Origin of the sequence: Paeniglutamicibacter sp. ORCA_105, from assembly GCF_045798545.1 — a bacterium.
GTDB lineage: Bacteria > Actinomycetota > Actinomycetes > Actinomycetales > Micrococcaceae > Paeniglutamicibacter > Paeniglutamicibacter sulfureus.
Map to the genome: position 1 here is coordinate 39,474 of NZ_JBIXLM010000003.1, position 18,763 is coordinate 58,236.

Below are 18,763 nucleotides of genomic sequence, written 5' to 3' on the forward strand. Positions count from 1 at the left end.
GGCATGCGGTCGGTGGCAACCACGGAACCGGGAAAGGTGTGTGCCGAGTCACGAAGGCGGAGGCAGGCGGCACCCGCTTTCGTGACTCGGCAGAGGGGTTTGGCTAGGCCACGGCCGGGGCCGGCGCACCCACCAGGTTGTTGAGGTCTTCGGCCGCAGGGGTCCACAGGGCCGGGTCCGCCGTTTCCTGGGCACCGGTGCGGATGTCCTTGACCTCGTGGGTGCCCTCGGCGGTGGTGAACCAGACGAAGGGGATGCCGCGCTTGTCCGCGTACTTGATCTGCTTTCCGAACTTCTCCGCCTTGGCGGCAACTTCGCAGGCAATGCCGCGGGAGCGCAGCTCGGCGGCCACGTCCTGGGCATCGTTCCAGGAATCGTCGTTGGCCAGGGTGACATACACGGCGCTGGGCACCGAACGTGCAGCTACGGCGGTGTTCTCGGCGAGCATGCGCGAGACCAGGCGGGTCACGCCGATGGACAGCCCGACGCCCGGGTAGTTCTTCTTGCCGGTGGAGGCCAGGGATTCGTAGCGCCCGCCGGAGCAGATCGAGCCGAGCGATTCGTGGCCAACCAGGACCGTCTCGTAGACGGTGCCGGTGTAGTAGTCCAGGCCGCGGGCGATGGACAGGTCGGCGACGACCTTGCCCGGGGCGCGCAACACGGCTGCCTCGATCACCTGGGTGAGCTCGTCAAGGCCCTCTTCCATGAGCGGGTGGGTGACACCCAGTGCGCGGACCTGCCCGACGAAGGAGACATCTGCGGTGCAGATCTGCGCCAGTGCCAGGGCAGCGGCAGCCTGCTCGTCGTTGGCGCCGAGCTCGGTCTTGAGCAGCTCGGCCACCTTCTCGGCACCGATCTTCTCCAGCTTGTCGATGGAGCGCAACACGCCGGCGGTGTCCTCGAGTCCCAGGCCCAGGTAGAAGCCCTCGGCGAGCTTGCGGTTGTTCACGCGCAGGCGGAAGTCCCCGATGGGCAGGGCGGAAAGCGCCTCGGCGATGACCAGGGCCAGTTCCACGTCGTAGCGGAAGGGCAGTTCGCCGTCGCCCACCACGTCGATGTCGGCCTGGGTGAATTCGCGGAATCGGCCGTCCTGCGGGCGTTCGCCGCGCCAGACCTTCTGCATCTGGTAGCGGCGGAACGGGAAGGCCAGGTGTCCGGCGTTTTCCACCACGTAGCGGGCGAAGGGGACCGTCAGGTCGAAATGCAGGGCCAGCGCGTTGGGGTCGTGCTTGGCGGATTCCTCGGCGGCCAGGCGGGAGAGGCCGTAGACCTCCTTGTCGATCTCGCCCTTGCGCAGCAGCTGTCCGACGGTTTCCACGGCGCGGGTCTCGATGTTGCCGAACCCATGCAGCTCGAAGATCCGACGCAGCGTGTCCAATACATGCTGCTCCACCGCACGCTCCTGCGGGAGCCATTCGGGGAAGCCGGATAGTGAGGCCTTGCGTGCCATGAAGTCTGTACTCCTAGTGAGGGGGAAAACTGGTTGGTTGCCACGGTCCGCGGGCCGCCGGTCCGAGGGATTCGGCCTTCGGCGGCGGGCACGTAGGGAACCAAGTCTAATGGCGCGCCACTGCGCCGATGGCGAAACGACGCGAATGCGTCAGGGTTTTGCGGCGCAGGAGTACCGGGGGTTGGGACATGGCAGGTAAAGTGGCGGAGACAGTTGTGTCCCGGCGCATAACCGGGGCCGAACCTTAGCGAAAGAGTTTCAGCGGTGACCACCAGTCAGCAATCCGACGACAATCTCCAGCCAGCAGCAGCGGCCGAGGAGCAGCAAACCGAAAGCACGGTAGAGGCAACCCCGGTTGCAGAGCCTGAAGCGGCAGTGGAGGCACCGGAAACGGAAGCCCCGGCAGCGCAGGAAGCACCCGTTGCCGAGGCAACCCCGGTTGCAGAACCCGAAGCGGCAGCGGAGGCACCCGAAACGGAAGCCCCGGCAGTTGAGGAAGCAGCGGCTCAGGAAGCACCAGCCGCCGAGGCAACGCCGGCAGCAGCCAAGCCCGCGGCACATGCCGTGCCGACCCCGGCTGCCATGGCCCCGTCCGCGCGCCCATCGGGCAAGCACGCCGCGAAGGTCGCCGCACCCGTTGCCGCTCCCCCGACGTTCACCACCCCGCCGGAGGAAGCCGCCAAGTTCGGCCGCGTTTCGGAGGACGGCCATGTCTTCCTTCTCGTCGACGGCTCCGAGCACCCGGTAGGCCAGTACCCGGATGCCACCGCCGAAGAGGCCCTGGCCTACTTCGTGCGCAAGCACGACGAGGTTGTCTCCTCGCTCATGCTCCTGGAGCAGCGCGTCGCCGCCAAGGCCCCGAGCTCTGACATGAACAAGACCCTGGACCACCTCGCCGCCACGGTGGCCGAGCGTGCCATGGTCGGGGACATCCCGGCACTGGAAGCGCGCATCGAGACCGCCCGCGCCGCCGTCGCCGAACTGGTTGCCACCGAGCGCAAGGCCAATGAGGAGCTGCGCGCCACCGAGCTCGCCGCCCGCGAGGCCATCGTCGCCGAGGCCGAGGCGCTGGCCGCCACGGATCCGTCGACCGTGCAGTGGAAGCAAGGCTCCAACCGCATGAACGACCTCTTCGACGCCTGGAAGACCGCGCAGAAGTCAGGCGTTCGCCTGGGACGATCGACCGAGGATTCCTTGTGGAAGCGCTTCCGCGGCGCCCGCACCACCTTCGACCGCCACCGCCGGGCCTACTTCTCGCAGCTCGATGCCACCAACTCCGAGGCCAAGGCCGCCAAGGAAGCGTTGATCGCACGCGCCGAGGAACTTTCGCGTTCGACCGACTGGGGACCGACCGCCGGTGAATACCGTCGCCTGATGGATGAGTGGAAGGCCTCCAAGCGCGCTTCGCGCAAGGACGACGACGCCCTGTGGGCACGTTTCCGCGCCGCGCAGGACGTCTTCTTCGAGGCCCGCCAGTCCGCGAACGCCGCCATCGACGAGGAGTTCGGCGCGAACCTCATCGTCAAGGAGGCCCTGCTGGTCGAGGCCAAGGCCCTGTTGCCGATCAAGGACCTGGCCGCGACCAAGAAGTCGCTGGATTCGATCCGTGACCGCTGGGAGGCCGCGGGCAAGGTTCCGCGTGCCGACATGCAGCGCGTGGAGTCCTCGCTTCGCCAGGTCGAGGAGGCCGTTCGTTCGGCCGAGGACGAGCAGTGGCGCCGGTCCAACCCGGAGACCAAGGCACGCTCGAACTCCATGCTGACCCAGCTCGAGGAGGCCATCGCCGGCCTCGAGGAGGACCTGGCCAAGGCGCAGGCCACGGGCGTCGAGTCCAAGATCAAGGCCGCCCAGGAAGCCCTGGACGCGCGTCGCCTGTGGCTCGAGACCCTGCAGAAGTCCTCCGCGGACTTCCAGTAACGGCACGCACGCACTGCTCCGCCGGGCGGGTACGGTTCGTTCGAACCGCACCCGCCCGGCGGCGTTTAATCCCCCACGGAAGCGGATGCCCGCGCCGTCGGGGGTGCTCGAAGGTTATCCACAGTTTCCGCCACTCCCCTGCCTCCTGGCACCCGCGCCTGTGAGAGTGGGGGAATGGAACGCACAATCCCCCGGAGCGAACCGGCCGAACCACAACTCCTGCACCCCGCCCCGGCCCGCGGCGCCCCGCAGGTCATCCTCGTCGATGCGCCGTTCACCCTCAACGAGCTGCAGGCGCTGAGGCTGCGCGGGTCCCTGCGCGAGATGCTTCCCGGAGCCTACGTCTCCGCCGCCCACCCGGACAATTCGGTGACCCGCGCGGGGGTGGCCGCTGCGGTGGCCGGGGAGCAACTGGTGCCCGGCCGTGCCCTGTGCAAGTGCACGGCGGCATGGGTCTATGGCTGCGCGCCGATGCCGCGCGAACTGGACATCGTGGTGCCGCGCTACCACCGGCCCTGCGCGCCAACGCCGCGGATGGTGCTGCGCCTGAGCGAAGGTGCCATGGACGAAGACCAGATCTGCACGGTGGGAGGCATCGCCGTCACCTCGCCCTTGCGCACGGCGATGGACATTGCCTTCAATTGCGAGCTGCGCGAATCGCTGCCGGTCCTGGCCGCCATCAACGACTCGGCCCGCCTGCGCTGCGGGTACCGGGAGATGTTCGAGCAGATCAACGCGCAGGTGCGCCGGCCGGGCCGGCGCCGCGCGCTGATGGCCATCACCCGCCTGATGGACACGGAGCTGCCCGCGGCGGGCTGAAGGCGTGCGAGCCGGGACCGGCGGCTAGGAGCGGCGGGTCCCGCCCGAGGTGCGGTACACGTCGTACACCCCGTCGATCCGGCGCACGGCATTGAGCACGTGGCTGAGGTACTTCGGGTCACCCATCTCGAAGGCAAAGCGGGAGAACGCAACGCGGTCGCGCGAGGTGGAGACGCTGGCGGCCAGGATGTTCACGTGGTTCTCGGAGAGCACCCGCGTCACATCGGAGAGCAGCGACTTGCGGTCCAGCGCCTCGACCAGGATCTCCACCAGGAAGACGCTGGACTTGGTCGGCGCCCACTGCACCTCGACCAGCCGGTCGGGCTGCTCCTCGAGCTGCTTGAGGTTCACGCAGTCGGTCCGGTGCACCGACACCCCGGAGCCTCGGGTGACGAACCCGCGGATCGGGTCCGGCGGCACGGGCGTGCAGCAGCGTGCCAGCTTGGCCAGCACTTCTCCTGCGCCCGGGACGATGACCCCGGCGTCGGAATCGACCGACCGGCCCGGCACCGCGTAGATGGGGGTTTCCTCCAGCACCTCCGCGACGCCGCCGTTTTCCCCGCCGACCAGTGCGGTGAGGTGCTCGATGACGTTCTGCGCGGAGGTGTGCCCGTCGCCGACTGCCGCATAGAGCGCGGAGATGTCGTGGTGGCGCAGCTCCTGGGCGACGGCGGAAAGCACGTCGTGGGTCATCAGCTTCTGCAGCGGAAGATTGTTCTTCCGCAGCGCCTTCGTCAGCTGCTCCTTGCCCTTCTCAATGGCCTCCTCGCGGCGTTCCTTGGTGAACCACTGCCGGATCTTGTTCCGCGCGCGGGCGCTCTTGACGAAGCCCTGCCAGTCCTGGGAGGGTCCGGCGTTTTCGGCCTTGGAGGTGAAGACCTCCACCATGTCACCGTGGTGAAGCTCGGAATTCAGCGGCACCAGCTTGCCGTTCACACGCGCGCCGATGGTGCGGTGGCCGACGTCGGTGTGCACCGAGTACGCGAAGTCCACCGGCGTGGATCCCACGGGAAGGGACATGATCTGTCCCTTGGGGGTGAAGACGAAGACCTCGGCGGTGTTGATCTCGTAGCGCAACGAGTCCAGGAACTCGTTGGAGTCGGAAGTTTCCTTCTGCCAGTCCATGAGGCTGCGCAGCCAGTCCATGTCCTGTTCCTCGACCGAGCGGCCGTCGGAAGGGGCGCCGTGCTTGTACTTGAAGTGCGCCGCCACGCCGTATTCGGCACGCTGGTGCATGTCGTGGGTGCGGATCTGGATTTCCACCGGCTTGCCGTCGGGCCCGATCACGGTGGTGTGCAGCGACTGGTACAGGTTGAACTTGGGCAGTGCGATGTAGTCCTTGAACCGTCCCGGCAGCGGGGTCCAGCGCGCGTGCATCAACCCCAGCACCGCGTAGCAGTCCTTGACCGTGTCAACGAGCACCCGCACGCCCATCAGGTCGTGGATGTCATCGAAGTCCTTGCCGCGCACGATCATCTTCTGGTAGATCGAGTAGTAGTGCTTGGGCCGGCCGCTGATGGTGGCCTTGAGCCGGGCGGCGGAGATGTCCTCGGCGATGGCGCTGCGCACCGTGCCCAGGTACTTCTCGCGTTCGGGGGTCCGTTCCCCGACCATGCGCACGATCTCCTCGTACACCTTGGGGTGCAGGGCGGCGAAGGAAAGGTCCTCGAGTTCCCACTTGACGGTGTTCATGCCCAGTCGGTGGGCCAGCGGTGCGAAGATCTCCAGGGTCTCGCGCGCCTTCTTGGCGCTGGACTCCGGGGAGACATAGCGCCAGGTGCGCGCGTTGTGCAGGCGGTCGGCCAGTTTGATCAGCAGCACGCGGATGTCCTTGGACATCGCGATGACCATCTTGCGCACGGTCTCCGCCTGCGCAGCCTCCCCGAACTGCACCTTGTCCAGCTTGGTGACCCCGTCCACCAGCTTGGCGATCTCCTCGCCGAACTCGCGGGTGAGGGTCTCCAGGGAATAGTCGGTGTCCTCGACGGTGTCGTGCAGCAGGGCCGCGGCAAGGATCGCCCCGGTCATGCCCATTTCCGCCAGGATCGTGGCCACCGCCACGGGGTGGGTGATGTACGGGTCACCGCTCTTGCGCTTCTGGCCCTCGTGGCAACGTTCGGCCACGGCGTAGGCTCGGGCCAGCAGGTCTAGGTCTGCCTTGGGGTTCTGGGCGCGCACGGTGCGCAGCAACGGTTCCAGGGTCGGGGGCTGGGCGCTGGGCCCGCGTCCGGCCAGGCGGACCAACCGGGAGATCGTCCCGCGCCTGGGTGCGGGATTCGGGGCCCCTGGCATCATGACACCGTGGTTCTCGGCCATCTGGTGCCTCCTTTTCGATCAGGGTCCGTCGCCGTGGCGCTGGCGCCGCAATAAGTTCACGGGAAGTCGAAACAGGCCCTCGTTCCGGGTGCCGCTGCGGGCAGCGCGGGCGAAGGCCACTCCAACTTCCTCTTGCTAGGTTATAGCACTTCCGGGCCAAAGGCGGACGGCAGGGCCACCGGAGTCATCCTCCGGTGGCCCCGCCGTCCAATGCACCGGATGAACCCGGTGCGCAGGCAACGATCAGGCGTTCGCCAGTCGGCTTGCCTCGATCTTCTTGTTGTGGCGTTCGATCTCCGGTTCGCCGTCGCGCAGCAGCGAGTAGAGCGGAGCCTGGACGAAGAGCGTCGAGAGAGCCGAGACGATGATGCCTATGAACAGCGCCAGCGACAGGTCCTTCAGCGTGCCGGCACCCAGCAGGTAGGAACCGATGAACAGGATCGAGGCCACCGGCAGCACTGCAACCACCGAGGTGTTGATGGAACGCACCAGGGTCTGGTTGATGCCCAGGTTCACCAGTTCCTCGAAGTTGCGTTTGGATTGCCCTTCGAACCCGGCAGTGTTTTCGCGCACCTTGTCGAAGACCACCACGGTGTCATAGAGCGAATAGCTCAGGATCGTCAGGAAGCCGATGATCGCCGAGGGCGTGACCTCGAAGCCGGAGAGCGAGTAGATCCCGGCGGTGATCACCACGACCTGGAGCAGCCCGATGATTGCCGCGAGCGACATCTTCCAGGTGCGGAAGTAGGCTGCCATGAGCAACGCCACCAGCACAACGAACACGATGAGGCCGATGATTGCCTGTTTGGAGATGTCCGCGCCCCAGGTGGGGCCGACGAAGGTCGAGGTCACTTCCGCCTTGGTGACGCCGTAGGCGCCGGCCAGTGCCTCGGCGACGTCCAGGGTCTGGTCGTCGGTGAGCTTGTCGGTCTGCACGCGCATGGTGTTCGGGGCGATGTTGGTGACCCGCGGGTGGTGGTCCGGGGCGATCGCCACGACGGCGGACTCCCCGGCGGGCACCTCGGTGTGTTCCACCTTCGAGATGGTGAACTCGGACCCGCCGCGGAACTCGATGCCCAGGTTGAATCCGCCCTTGGCGACGGGGACCAGGATGGCCAGCAGCACCAGGACCGCGGAGAGCGCCAGCCAGAGCTTGCGCCGTCCGGTGAACGGGTATGACCGCTTGCCGGTGTAGAGCTCGTTGCCCCATGTTGCGAGATTAGCCATTTGAAGAATCCTTACCGGCTGGTTCGTCCTGCTTGGTGGGCGCCGAGACGCTGGTCGCGGCCTTGCGGCGTTCGGCGATGGTCTGCCGGCGCCCGGCCTCGGAGGCCGCATTGGCGTTCTTCTTGCCGCGCGCCGCCTCCGCCTCGGGGCTGAAGCTGCGGACGCGTCCGGCACCGCGGTAGAGCGGCACGGCTCCCAGCAGCGACGGGTCGAGCCCGGAGAGGCGGTGCCCCTCGCCGAAGAACTTGGTCTTGGCCAGCAGCTGCAGGGTCGGGTGGGTGAGCAGGAAGACTACGACGATATCGACAATTGCGGTCAGGCCCAGGGTGAAGGCGAAGCCCCGCACGTTGCCCACGGCAACGATGTACAACACCACCGCGGCCAGGATGTTCACGGCCTTGGAGGCCAGAATGGTCCGCTTGGCGCGTTTCCAGCCGATCTCCACCGCCGAGGTCAGCGGACGTCCGTCGCGCAGTTCGTCGCGGATGCGTTCGAAGTACACGATGAAGGAGTCGGCGATCAGGCCAATGGCCACCACCAGGCCCGCAACGCCTGCCAGCGAGAGCCGGTAGTTCATCGACCAGCCAAGCAGCACCAGCGCCAGATAGGTCAGCAGTCCGGAAACGATCAGCGACACGATGGTCACCATGCCCAGCAGTCGGTACTGGAAGAGCGAGTAGATGGCCACCAGCCCCATGCCGATCAGGCCCGCGATGAGGCCGCTGCGCAGCTGGTCCGAACCAAGGGTCGCGGAGATCTGCTGCTCGGACTGGATGTCGAAGCTGATCGGCAGGGCGCCGAACTTCAGCTGGTCGGCCAGGGCCTTGGAGCTCTGCTCGGTGAAGTTGCCGGTGATCTGGGCACGCCCGTCGGGGATCACCGCGTTTGCAGTCGGGGCGGAGATCACGGTGCCGTCAAGCACGATCGCGAACTGGTTCTGCGCGCCCTGCATGCCAACCAGTCGTTGGGTGACTTCGGCGAACTTCGTCTTGCCCTCGTTGTTGAATTCCAGGTTCACGCCCCACTGGCCGGTGACCGCGCCCTGCTGGCCGCGGACCATGCCGAAGGAGGCATCGGCAATGTCGGCGCCGGGAACCTCAACTGGACCCAGGATGTACTTCTGTCCCATGTCCGGGTCGCAGGAGATCATCGGCTTGGACGGGTCGTGCGATTCCTCGGATCCCTGGCCGAGCTCGGCGGGGCAATCGTAGGCCTCGAACTGCTGGTACAGGGCCGCGTCGATCCAGTTCAGGTCCGAACCGTTCTCCGGCTCGGCAGACGGCTTGGGAAGCTCCGCCTCCGGCAGTCGCTGGTCCTCGGGAACGGCCGTGAAGGGCCCGGCCAGGATGACCGGACGGAACTCCATGTTGGCCGAGGCCTGGATCAGTTCGCGGGTGCGGGTGTCCGGAACGCCCGGCATGGAGACCACGACGTTGCGCCCGGACTGGGTGGTGATCTCGGCTTCGGACACACCGGTGCCGTCCACACGCTGGCGGATGATTTCCACCGCCTGGTCCAGTTGCTCCTGCGTTGCCGCGGCACCGCCCTCAACTCGCGGGGCCAAGATCATTTGGGTGCCGCCCTCAAGGTCGAGGGCAAGTTTGGGGGCAAATGCTGCCTTCCCGCTCAGCACGCCGGTAATGAGGATGGCTGCCGAAATAAGGAAGATCACGCCGAGCCACAGCAGGGATTTACGCGCCTGCTTGATCGGACCAGTAGATGACATCGTGGGGCTTTCTGGTTGTTCCGTCGCCCTCGCGGGGACGAAGATTCCGCGGAAAACCCGAAGCCGGCCGCAACTCCCCCCTCAGAGGGATCCGGGGCGGCTCCGGGCCGCTTGGTGAAGTTCGGTCGAGGCCGGGTTGCTCACCTGTGGGCCCTTGGCCCACAGAAATCCGGCCACCGTTCACTGCTACGGGGGTGAGGGGGGTGCCCGGGGGGCACGGCCCCGTTAGGCCTTGGGGCCCTTGTCGTCGTTGTTGAGGCGACGCAGGGTCTCCTCGGGGCTTTCGACGTCGGCGGCTTCGGTGTTCCCGGCCTGCTCGGAGGTCAGCGATGATGCATCGTTCGGGACCTCAACGGCGTCGGCTTCGGCCGCTTCGGGGGCGACAACCTTGGCAACGACCTGGGAGTGCACGGTGACGAAGCTGCCCGGGGATACCTCCAGGACGATCTTGTTCTCATCGGTGTCGATGCTCGAGATGGTGCCGAAGAGACCGAACTGGGTCATCACCTCGGCGCCCGGGGCAAGATTCGAGCGGATTTCCTCCTGAGCCTTGGCCGCCTTCTTACGGCCACGCATCATCATGAAGATCAGCAGGCCAAAGGCGGCGAGCATGATCAACATGGTCGGGTCGAACGGGGCCGCTCCGCCGGCAGCGGCTTGGGCCAAAACGTTTTCGGTCACGAGATAATACCTGTTTCTAAGTCATGGTCAACGGCGCGCACAATCGCAATTGCGCAGCCGGTGGGCTTTTCCATACTATAGGGACTTTCTGGCCAAACCCCGACCGCGCAGGCGTTTTGGCCTGCGAATGTCCTCTGAATCATGGCTCGCGCCGGCGCGGGGCGTTGGCCGGCGCCTATTCCTCGTCGTCAGCGTCGAGCTCGAAGCTGGCCTGCCCGGCAAATACGGCATCGGCGGGCATCCGGAGTCCCAGGTGACTCCAGGCCTCCGCGGTGGCGATGCGGCCCCGCGGGGTTCGCCCGAGCAGGCCCTCGCGGACCAGGAACGGCTCGGCGACGGTCTCCACCGTCTCGGTCTCCTCGCCGACGGCAATCGCGAGTGTCGAGAGGCCCACCGGTCCCCCGCCGAACTTGGTGCACAGGGCATGGAGCACTGCACGGTCCAGGCGGTCCAGACCGCGGGCGTCGACCTCGTACATGTCCAGGGCGGCGGAGGCTGCGCGGGCGTCGATGCTTTCGAGCCGGTTCACCAGCGCCCAGTCGCGCACCCGGCGCAGCAGCCGGTTGGCGATGCGGGGGGTGCCGCGCGAGCGGGAGGCGATTTCGTAGAACGCCGCGGAATTGACCTTCAGCGAGAGCATCATCGCCGAGCGGCGCAGCACCAGCTCGAGTTCCTCGACGCTGTAGAACTCCAGGTGGCCGGTGAAGCCGAACCTGTCGCGCAGCGGCCCGGGCAGCAGGCCGGCACGGGTGGTGGCACCGACCAGGGTGAACGGGGGAAGCTCAAGCGGAATCGCCGTCGCGCCGGCACCCTTGCCCACGATGATGTCGACCCGGAAGTCCTCCATGGCCATATAGAGCATTTCCTCGGCGGGGCGGCTCATCCGGTGGATCTCGTCCAGGAACAGCACCTCCCCCTCGGTGAGCGAGGAGAGGATGGCGGCCAGGTCGCCGGCATGCTGGATCGCCGGGCCCGAGCTGATGCGAAGCGGCGCGTTCATCTCGGCGGCAATGATCATCGACAGCGTGGTCTTGCCCAGGCCAGGCGGGCCCGAGAGCAGCACGTGGTCTGCGGTGCGTTCGCGGATCTTGGAGGCCTCGAGCACCAGCGAAAGCTGCTGGCGGACGCGCGCCTGGCCAACGAAATCGTCCAGGTTCTTGGGGCGCAACGCCGCCTCGAGCACCCGCTCCTCGGGTTCCGAGCCGGCGTCGGTCAACGCACCGGTTTCTGCCATGGCCTACTCCTAGTTTCCCGGCCGGTTGCCGCGCCCCAGGGAACGCAGCACCGCCCGCAGGATTTCCGGCACGCTGCCGCTTGCAACGATTTGCGGGTCGTTCTTGGTCAGGGCGTCCAGGGCCTTGACCGCATCCTTCTCCGTCCAGCCCAGGCCGGTCAGCGCCTCGAGGACCTGCGGTTCCCAGGACCTGGCGGCCACGGGGCTGCCTGCCGGCACCGGGGCCCCGGTGGGGACGAGCTTGCCGTTGAGTTCCAACACGATGCGCTCGGCGCCCTTGGGTCCGATGCCCGAGACCTTAGTGAAGGCCTTGGTGTCCTTGGTGCTCGCGGCGATGCGGACCTCCTCGGGGGTGTGCACCGAGAGGATCGCCAGGCCGGTGCGCGGGCCGATGCCCGAGACCCCGGTGAGGACCTCGAAGACCTCTCGTTCGTCCCCGCTGGCGAAGCCGAAGAGCGTCATCGAGTCCTCGCGCACCACCATGGAGGTGTGCACCAGCGCTTCGCGGCCCACCTGCAAGGTGGCCAGCGTCTGCGGGGTGGCTTGGATCAGCATGCCGAAGCCGCCGACCTCAATGACCGCATTGTTCAGGTTGACCTGTTGCGGCACTCCTCGCAGCGTACTGATCATGTGGGCGTTCCTCCGTGGTACCGGGCCGCGCGGAAGTTCGTCGAACACGCCAGCCATGCGAATATATCTACGAACAGCTTACAGGTTCGGAAGGCTGCGCCCGTGGAGGCGCCGAATTGGCTAGCGAGCCTTGACCGAGCGGGCCTTGGCCTCTGCGGCGATCCATGCTCGTTGGGCCGGGGTCAGGCCCGAAGATCCGCCCGCGGGACGTGATCCCGAGGCGGAGGCGGCGGCGCCGGCGGAGCCGAATGCGGCACCGCGCCAGCCGTGCGTGATGGCCAGGGCAGCGGCGTCCGCGGCGTCGGCGGGCGAGGGAGGCTCATCAAGGCGCAGGATCTTGGCCACCATCTTGCCCACGGCGTTCTTGTTGGCCGCACCCGATCCGGTCACCGCGGCCTTGACCTCGGTGGGGGTGTGCAATGCGACGGGGATGTTGCGCCGTGCCGCGGCAACGATGACAACGCCCGAGGCCTGGGCGGTGCCCATCACGGTGCTGACATTGAGCTGGCTGAAGACCCGCTCGAGGGCCAGCACGTCGGGCTTGTGCTTGTCGAGCCACGCATCGATGCCATCGGCGATGGCCAACAGTCGTTGGTCCAGCGGGGTGCCCGGAGGGGTACCCACCACCGATACATCAATCAGCGTGGCGCGACGGTTGGGCTCGACGTCGACCACGGCCAGACCGCAACGGGTCAGTCCGGGGTCGACGCCAACCACTCTTAAGGGCATGGAAGAGGACTAGTCCTGTTCGAGTTCTGCCATGACCTCGGCACTGATGTCGGCGTTCGAGTAGACGTTCTGGACGTCGTCCAGTTCCTCGAGCGCGTCGGCCAGCTTCAGGAACTTGCGGGCCGAGTCGGCATCCAGTTCCACCTGCATCGAGGGAACGAATTCGATTTCGTCGCTCTCGTAGGCGATGCCGGCTTCCTCGAGTGCCGCAACAATGGAGCGCAGGTCGGTGGGTTCGGAGTGGATCTCGAAGGATTCCCCGGCTTCCTTGACCTCGTCGGCACCCGCGTCGAGCACTGCCATCAGCACGTCGTCTTCGGTCAGGCCGTTCTTCGGCAGGCCCACGACGCCCTTGCGGGTGAACATGTAGGCAACGGATCCGGGATCGGCGATCGATCCACCGTTGCGGGTGATTCCCAGGCGGACCTCGGAGGCAGCGCGGTTCTTGTTGTCGGTCAGGCACTCAATGAGCAACGCCGAACCCTGCGGGCCGCGGGCCTCGTAGATGATCTCGGTGTAGTCAATGACCTCACCGGTCAGGCCGGCGCCGCGCTTGATGGCGCGATCGATGTTGTCGCTGGGGACCGAGGTCTTCTTGGCCTTGGATACCGCAAGTTCAAGGCCCGGGTTTCCGGCCATGTCGGCGCCGCCCGCGCGGGCGGCGACCTCGATGTTCTTGATCAGCTTGGCGAAGGACTTGGCACGCCTGCTGTCGAGGATAGCCTTCTTGTGTTTGGTGGTAGCCCATTTGGAGTGGCCGGACATGCTTACGCGTCTCCTCTGATCATTTGGATAAAGAGTTCGTGGATCCGACGCTCTCCGCCCACCTCAGGGTGGAAGGAGGTCGCCAGCAAATTTCCCGAACGTACTGCAACAATTCTATCCACCCGAAGCCCATCCGCGCCCAAGGGCGTGTTTTCGGCGGGGACCTTGGCCAGTACCTGCACCTTTTCACCCACGCTTTGGACCCACGGCGCTCGGATGAATGCCGCCCGCACCGGTGCTGTCACCCGGTTCGGGTCCTGGCTTGGGAGGGACTCGAGCCCGCGGATCGCCAGGTCCACCTCGAAGGAGTCGACCTGGCGCCCGAAGGCGTTGCGCTTGACCACCATATCGATTCCCCCGAAACTTTGCTGGGGTTCGCCTTTGAGGTTGCTTGTCGGGTCGGCGATGGTGTCGGCCAGCATGATCATTCCGGCACACGACCCGTAGACCGGGAACCCGTCGGCGATCCTGGCCTTGAGCACCTCGGCCACGCCGTACATGCGCGAGAGCTTGTCGATCACCGTTGATTCGCCGCCGGGAATGACCAACCCGTCAAGGTCTGCCAGCTCGCGCGGGGACTTCACCGGCAACGCCAGCGCGCCCAGTGAATCGAGTGCGGCCAGGTGTTCGCGTACATCCCCTTGCAGGGCAAGAACCCCAATACGTGGCGCCATCGTGGATCACTTTCTGGTTTCGTGGAAATGAATGGTGGGTGCCCGGCGCACCGCGATGGAGCGCGTGGACAGCTCAGCGTAAACCCGGGCAGCCTTTCGGCAATATTTTGATGACGCTCTCGGGCGCGTCGGACGGCTACGGTTGTGGCAACGACCACATTTTCGCGCCATCGGTGCGTGCGTTCATGGAGTTCACGGTGTCGGTGGTGCGCTTGAGCGAGGCGCTGTCCTGGCGCTTGGTGGTGCAGGGTTCCCCGTCGGCGGCGGGCAGCGCGCACCACCGCAGCGGGTCCTGGGCCATGATGTGAGGCGCCCACACCAGCTTCCCGGGACTCCAGCTTTTCCCGGTGCGCACGAATTGCATTTTCGCCGTGATGCCCTCTTGGTTCAGCACCGTCCTGGTTGCGTGCTTGGCCACCGAATTCCCCAGGCCGTAGACGATCCAGGTGCCCTTGTGCTTCTCGATCGGCAGCACCGAGTGGGTGTGGTGGGAGTAGATGAAATCGAATTCCCCGCTCTCGGCCAGCGAGCGATTCAGCGTGATTTGAGATGCGGTGGGCTCGCTGCTGTATTCGGCACCGTCGTGGAGCGCCGCCATGACTATGTCAGCGCCGGCCGCACGTGCGGCCTTTGCCCGGGAGACCAGCGAGGCCTTGGCGATGTCGTCCACCCGCCACGGAGCATCCTCCGCGACCCCGTTGAGCGAGAAGGTGCCGGCAATGACGGCGACCCTTGCGGTACCGACCTCAACCATCAACGGCTTCGCGGCCTCGGCTGCGCTGCGGTACGAACCGGTGGAGAGCAGCCCCGCCGCATCGAGCGCATCCAGGGTCCGTTTGACCCCTGGCACGCCGGCGTCCATGGAGTGGTTGCTGGCGGTGGTGCAGCCGTCGTAGCCGACGTCCTTTAGGGCGGGGATGACCGATGGCGGAACGCTGAACATGGGGTACCCCTTGAACGGACCGCCCGGGGCGGCGACCGGGGTTTCCAGGTTGCACAGCGCCAGGTCGCTGTCCGCCAGGTACGGTTCGATGCCCTCCAGCAGCGGCCCGAAGTCCATCGATCCCTTCCCGTCCTTCTCCGCCTGGTCCCACAAGGCCGGGTGCAGCAGGATGTCGCCGGCCACGGCCACCTCGATGCACTCATCCCCCGGGCAATCAGGGGCCTTCGGGGACGCCGACGCGGCATTGGTTGAGGTCCCCGGCGCGCTCGCGGCTTCGGTTGGCGCGGGCTGCCCGGTGGGAGCGGAGAGGCTTGAAGCCGTCGCCGCGGTGCTTTCGGAGGGCCCCGGCGAAGGCGGCGCGGGGGCGCAGGCACCCAACGCGGAGACGAGCAGCAACGCCGCGCACAGGGCTGCGCGTCTTCGGCCAACGGTGCCGCGCACGAATCGATGAGACATAGCCAAAAGCCTAACCCTGCGCCGGGTCTTGCGGCGCGGGAAACGGACAGCACCGCGGGCTTATGACAGGGTTAACAGCATGCATAATCCGTTGCTTGAGCGAAGCACCTTGCCGTTTGAATTCCCAGATTATTCAGCCCTGGAAGCTCCCCACTACCTGGACGCGGTCCGGCACGGCGTGGACGGTCAGCTGGAGGAACTCCGGGCCATCGCACAAAACCCCGAGGCACCGACCTTCGAGAACACCTTCGTGGCCATGGAATGCAGCGGTGCGCTGCTGCGCCGGGCCCTGATGACGTACTGGACGGTGTTCTCGGCACACGGCACCGATGAGTTGCGCGAAATCGACCCCGAGCTTCAGGCCCTGGTCTCGGCGCACGAAGATGGCATCCACCTGGACGAGGAACTTTTCGCCCGGTTGGTCTCCCTGGATGCCGCCGGGCTGGTGGGCGAGGATGCCCGGCTGGTGGCCGAGACCCTGCGCACCTTCCGTGCCGCCGGCGCCGAACTCGACGAGACCAGCAAGGCACGACTGCGTGCCCTGAACAGCGAGATCACCGACCTCTCCAGCGAATATTCGCGCAGGCTCCTGGGTGCCATGAACGAGGCCGCCGTGCTCTTTGCCGATGCCGCGGAACTGGAAGGGCTCAGCGACGGGGAACGTGCCTCCGCGGCCGATGCAGCCCGGGCCGCCGGCCACGCCGACGGCTACCTGCTGACCCTGGTGCTGCCCACCTCGCAGCCCTTGCTTGAGCGGCTGGTGCGTTCCGATTCCCGCCGCCGGCTCTTTGAGGCTTCGGTGAACCGCGGGCTGGAGGGAGAGAACCGGACCCTTGAGTTGGCGGCCCGGATGGCGTCGTTGCGTTCGACTCGGGCCCGGCTGCTGGGCCACAACACGCACGCCGACGTCGTGCTGCAGGAGGCCACCGCCCCCGACCTGGACGCCGTGCGCGGCCGGCTGGCCGAACTCATCCCCCCCGCCGTGGCCAATGCCCGCGCCGAGGCGGCCGAACTGGAAAAGATCTCCGGCTCCCCCATCATGCCCTGGGACTGGGCCTATTACTCGGCGGCTGTGGCGCGCGAACGCCACGCGCTGGACACCGCGGCGCTGCGCGAATACTTCGAGCTGGATGCGGTGATCGAGCGCGGCGTGTTCGCCGCCGCCACCCGGCTGTACGGGCTGGGCTTCACCGAGCGCTTCGACTTGCCGACCTACCACCCCGACGTGCGCACCTGGGAGGTCTTCAACGAAGACGGGTCGACACTCGGCCTGTTCCTGGGCGACTACTTTGCCCGATCCACCAAGGCCGGCGGCGCGTGGATGAACTCCATCCGCGAATCAGCGTCGCTGCTGGGCGAACTTCCGGTGGTCACCAACACCCTAAACATTCCCAAGCCGGCGGCGAGCGAGCCTGCCCTGGTGAGCCTGGACGAGGTCAACACGCTTTTCCACGAGTTCGGGCACGCGCTGCACGGGCTCTTCTCCAATGGCGCATACCCGTCGCTGGCCGGCACCAGCGTCCCGCGGGACTTCGTCGAATACCCCTCGCAGGTCAACGAGATGTGGGCCCTGCACGCCGAGGTGCTGCCAGGCTATGCGTCACACACCCGCACCGGAGAACCGCTGCCCGACGGCACGGTCGAGGCGCTGGAGGCCGCTGCCCTGTGGGGCGAGGGCTTTGCCACCACCGAGTACCTCTCCGCCGCCGTCCTGGACTTGGCCTGGCACTCGCTCACCGACGGCGAACTCGTCGCGGACCCGCTCGAATTCGAGCATCGGGCGCTCACCGAGGCCGGGCTGATCCCGGATCTGGTCCCCTCGCGCTACCGAACCGGGTACTTCAAGCACATTTTCGACGGCGGATACTCGGCCGGGTACTACTCCTACATCTGGTCAGAGGTGCTCGACGCCGACACCGTTGAATGGTTTACCGAGAACGGCGGGCCGAAGCGGGAAAACGGGGAAAGGTTCCGCACGGAGCTGCTCTCGCGCGGCAACATGCGGGACCCGCTGGAGTCCTATGAGATCTTCCGCGGCCGCCCGCCACTGATCGAACCGTTGCTGCTTCGCCGCGGCCTGGCAAAGGAAATCAAAGCGTGACAACCATTAGTTTTGCCCAGGAGGCGCTCTCCCACTGGCACCAGGCGGTAGCCATTGCCACGGGCGGCAAACTCTTCACCACCCACGGATGCTCATGGGCCTGGCAGCCGGCCCGAGCGCGGCTGGTATTGCTGTTCCCAGCCCACGCGCAGGAAGCCGGGCTGCGCCCGGGCCTGGCCGAGGGAACCCGCCTCGGTGCACGCCGGGTGGATGCCTGGGTCAATTCCGGTGCGCCCTCGGGCCCGCTGGAGGCCGCAGGATTCTCCGATGCCGCACAGATTTCCTGGCATGCCGGGGAACTGGTGGGACCCGAGGAGCCCTGGGACGGGCGCGTGCGCCTGGGCACGGACATCCCCGAGGCCGTCGGTCCCGATGCGAAGGAACTCCAGGTCGCCAACCTGTGGCGCGATCCGGCCACCGCGGGCCTTAGCGCCGGACACCCGGCGTTGCGCCGTGTAGAACAGGCCACAGCCCGCACCCTCGAGGGTGATCTGGTGGGCCGTGCCTTCGCCCAGCAGGCATTCGGCGGACAATTGGCCATCCACGGGCTGGCGGTGTCGCCTGCGCACCGCCGGCTTGGCATCGGGTCGGCCCTGCTCAACGGGCTGGCCCGCGGCATGGTCAACCCACTGGGGCTGGACGAGGAATCAAGCATCGAGCTCATTGCCGCCGCGTCGCCGCGTTCAGCACCGTTCTTCGAGGCCAACGGCATGCGCCTGTTGGGCCGCGGACGGCACCTGGTGCTGCGGTGAGATGAAGCCTCGAAAGTAGGCGGGGAAGAACGAATAAGCGCCCAGGGAAATACCGCGAACTTTCCCCAACACTTTCTAAGAGGCGGGAAGCGGCTCCGAACGCAGAGTGAGTGCTGATGTACCGCGGCGGGCTTACCACTCCCCAGATCGTGAAGCTCGTTGATACGGCAACGTCGACCGTCGGCTAACACATCGGGAATCCACCGTGCAGGATGGCTTCGGGCCGCTTGGTTTTTTCCTTCCAAAGTGCGCCCGGCGGATCAGTAACGGGACCGTGCCGGGGGGTCGATAGGGCATCATCCCCGCTCTTGCCTATGCGGATCGGCGGAGTGACTGCCAAAAC

At 66.7% G+C, this 18,763-nt stretch carries 15 protein-coding genes; 4 read left to right on the plus strand and 11 right to left on the minus strand.

Annotated features, from left to right (window positions below):
- Positions 1–103: 103 nt before the first annotated feature.
- Positions 104–1,450 (minus strand): histidine--tRNA ligase, encoded by a 1,347-nt coding sequence (hisS, locus tag ACIPUB_RS02170; protein ID WP_264268980.1) that lies wholly within the window; start codon positions 1,448–1,450, stop codon positions 104–106.
- Positions 1,451–1,714: 264 nt separating this feature from the next.
- Between hisS and ACIPUB_RS02175 the strand changes: the two genes are divergently transcribed.
- A complete protein-coding gene (locus tag ACIPUB_RS02175) occupies positions 1,715–3,367 on the plus strand; it encodes a DUF349 domain-containing protein (protein ID WP_407605890.1) in 1,653 nt (550 codons plus the stop codon).
- A 174-nt stretch (positions 3,368–3,541) separates the two neighbouring features.
- Positions 3,542–4,186 (plus strand): type IV toxin-antitoxin system AbiEi family antitoxin, encoded by a 645-nt coding sequence (locus tag ACIPUB_RS02180; protein WP_407605891.1) that lies wholly within the window; start codon positions 3,542–3,544, stop codon positions 4,184–4,186.
- A gap of 24 nt (positions 4,187–4,210) precedes the next feature.
- On the opposite strand, the gene ACIPUB_RS02185 is transcribed toward ACIPUB_RS02180, so the two are convergent.
- From ACIPUB_RS02185 to ACIPUB_RS02230, 10 genes are all read right to left on the minus strand, one after another.
- Positions 4,211–6,502: a RelA/SpoT family protein gene (locus tag ACIPUB_RS02185; protein ID WP_407605892.1), complete on the minus strand. Its 2,292-nt coding sequence runs from the start codon at positions 6,500–6,502 to the stop codon at positions 4,211–4,213.
- Between the two features lie 243 nt (positions 6,503–6,745).
- Positions 6,746–7,729 carry a protein translocase subunit SecF gene (gene secF / locus ACIPUB_RS02190; RefSeq protein WP_407605893.1) on the minus strand — a complete coding sequence of 328 codons (984 nt, stop codon included), beginning with the start codon at positions 7,727–7,729 and terminating at the stop codon, positions 6,746–6,748.
- Positions 7,722–9,455 (minus strand): protein translocase subunit SecD, encoded by a 1,734-nt coding sequence (gene secD / locus ACIPUB_RS02195; RefSeq protein ID WP_264268985.1) that lies wholly within the window; start codon positions 9,453–9,455, stop codon positions 7,722–7,724. The genes secF and secD overlap by 8 nt, the downstream gene beginning before the upstream one ends.
- A gap of 225 nt (positions 9,456–9,680) precedes the next feature.
- The gene (yajC, locus tag ACIPUB_RS02200) at positions 9,681–10,136 is read right to left on the minus strand and encodes a preprotein translocase subunit YajC (RefSeq protein WP_310287594.1); all 456 of its coding nucleotides are present in this window, start codon (positions 10,134–10,136) and stop codon (positions 9,681–9,683) included.
- Between the two features lie 175 nt (positions 10,137–10,311).
- The gene (gene ruvB, locus ACIPUB_RS02205) at positions 10,312–11,370 is read right to left on the minus strand and encodes a Holliday junction branch migration DNA helicase RuvB (protein WP_302266152.1); all 1,059 of its coding nucleotides are present in this window, start codon (positions 11,368–11,370) and stop codon (positions 10,312–10,314) included.
- Between the two features lie 9 nt (positions 11,371–11,379).
- Positions 11,380–12,000: a Holliday junction branch migration protein RuvA gene (gene ruvA / locus ACIPUB_RS02210; protein ID WP_264268988.1), complete on the minus strand. Its 621-nt coding sequence runs from the start codon at positions 11,998–12,000 to the stop codon at positions 11,380–11,382.
- A 120-nt stretch (positions 12,001–12,120) separates the two neighbouring features.
- Positions 12,121–12,729 (minus strand): crossover junction endodeoxyribonuclease RuvC, encoded by a 609-nt coding sequence (ruvC, locus tag ACIPUB_RS02215; protein ID WP_407605894.1) that lies wholly within the window; start codon positions 12,727–12,729, stop codon positions 12,121–12,123.
- A 9-nt stretch (positions 12,730–12,738) separates the two neighbouring features.
- Positions 12,739–13,494 carry a YebC/PmpR family DNA-binding transcriptional regulator gene (locus tag ACIPUB_RS02220; RefSeq protein WP_407605895.1) on the minus strand — a complete coding sequence of 252 codons (756 nt, stop codon included), beginning with the start codon at positions 13,492–13,494 and terminating at the stop codon, positions 12,739–12,741.
- A gap of 2 nt (positions 13,495–13,496) precedes the next feature.
- On the minus strand, positions 13,497–14,168 hold the full coding sequence (gene pdxT / locus ACIPUB_RS02225) for a pyridoxal 5'-phosphate synthase glutaminase subunit PdxT (protein WP_264268991.1): 672 nt from the start codon (positions 14,166–14,168) through the stop codon (positions 13,497–13,499).
- A gap of 136 nt (positions 14,169–14,304) precedes the next feature.
- Complete coding sequence (locus tag ACIPUB_RS02230) at positions 14,305–15,567, minus strand: CapA family protein (protein WP_407605896.1); 1,263 nt, start codon at positions 15,565–15,567, stop codon at positions 14,305–14,307.
- A 79-nt stretch (positions 15,568–15,646) separates the two neighbouring features.
- Between ACIPUB_RS02230 and ACIPUB_RS02235 the strand changes: the two genes are divergently transcribed.
- A complete protein-coding gene (locus ACIPUB_RS02235) occupies positions 15,647–17,668 on the plus strand; it encodes a M3 family metallopeptidase (protein ID WP_407605897.1) in 2,022 nt (673 codons plus the stop codon).
- Positions 17,665–18,420, plus strand: a complete 756-nt coding sequence (locus ACIPUB_RS02240; protein ID WP_264268994.1) for a GNAT family N-acetyltransferase — start codon at positions 17,665–17,667, stop codon at positions 18,418–18,420. Before ACIPUB_RS02235 ends, ACIPUB_RS02240 begins: the two co-directional genes overlap by 4 nt.
- Positions 18,421–18,763: the final 343 nt, after the last annotated feature.

Bases quoted from the DNA above. Each gene is read 5' to 3' on its own strand.
- ACIPUB_RS02230 (WP_407605896.1), bottom strand. From the start codon at position 15,567: ATGTCTCATCGATTCGTGCGCGGCACCGTTGGCCGAAGACGCGCAGCC.
- ruvB (WP_302266152.1), bottom strand. From the start codon at position 11,370: ATGGCAGAAACCGGTGCGTTGACCGACGCCGGCTCGGAACCCGAGGAG.
- secF (WP_407605893.1), bottom strand. From the start codon at position 7,729: ATGGCTAATCTCGCAACATGGGGCAACGAGCTCTACACCGGCAAGCGG.
- ACIPUB_RS02180 (WP_407605891.1), top strand. From the start codon at position 3,542: ATGGAACGCACAATCCCCCGGAGCGAACCGGCCGAACCACAACTCCTG.
- ruvA (WP_264268988.1), bottom strand. From the start codon at position 12,000: ATGATCAGTACGCTGCGAGGAGTGCCGCAACAGGTCAACCTGAACAAT.
- ACIPUB_RS02235 (WP_407605897.1), top strand. From the start codon at position 15,647: ATGCATAATCCGTTGCTTGAGCGAAGCACCTTGCCGTTTGAATTCCCA.
- secD (WP_264268985.1), bottom strand. From the start codon at position 9,455: ATGTCATCTACTGGTCCGATCAAGCAGGCGCGTAAATCCCTGCTGTGG.
- ACIPUB_RS02185 (WP_407605892.1), bottom strand. From the start codon at position 6,502: ATGGCCGAGAACCACGGTGTCATGATGCCAGGGGCCCCGAATCCCGCA.
- pdxT (WP_264268991.1), bottom strand. From the start codon at position 14,168: ATGGCGCCACGTATTGGGGTTCTTGCCCTGCAAGGGGATGTACGCGAA.
- ruvC (WP_407605894.1), bottom strand. From the start codon at position 12,729: ATGCCCTTAAGAGTGGTTGGCGTCGACCCCGGACTGACCCGTTGCGGT.
- hisS (WP_264268980.1), bottom strand. From the start codon at position 1,450: ATGGCACGCAAGGCCTCACTATCCGGCTTCCCCGAATGGCTCCCGCAG.
- ACIPUB_RS02220 (WP_407605895.1), bottom strand. From the start codon at position 13,494: ATGTCCGGCCACTCCAAATGGGCTACCACCAAACACAAGAAGGCTATC.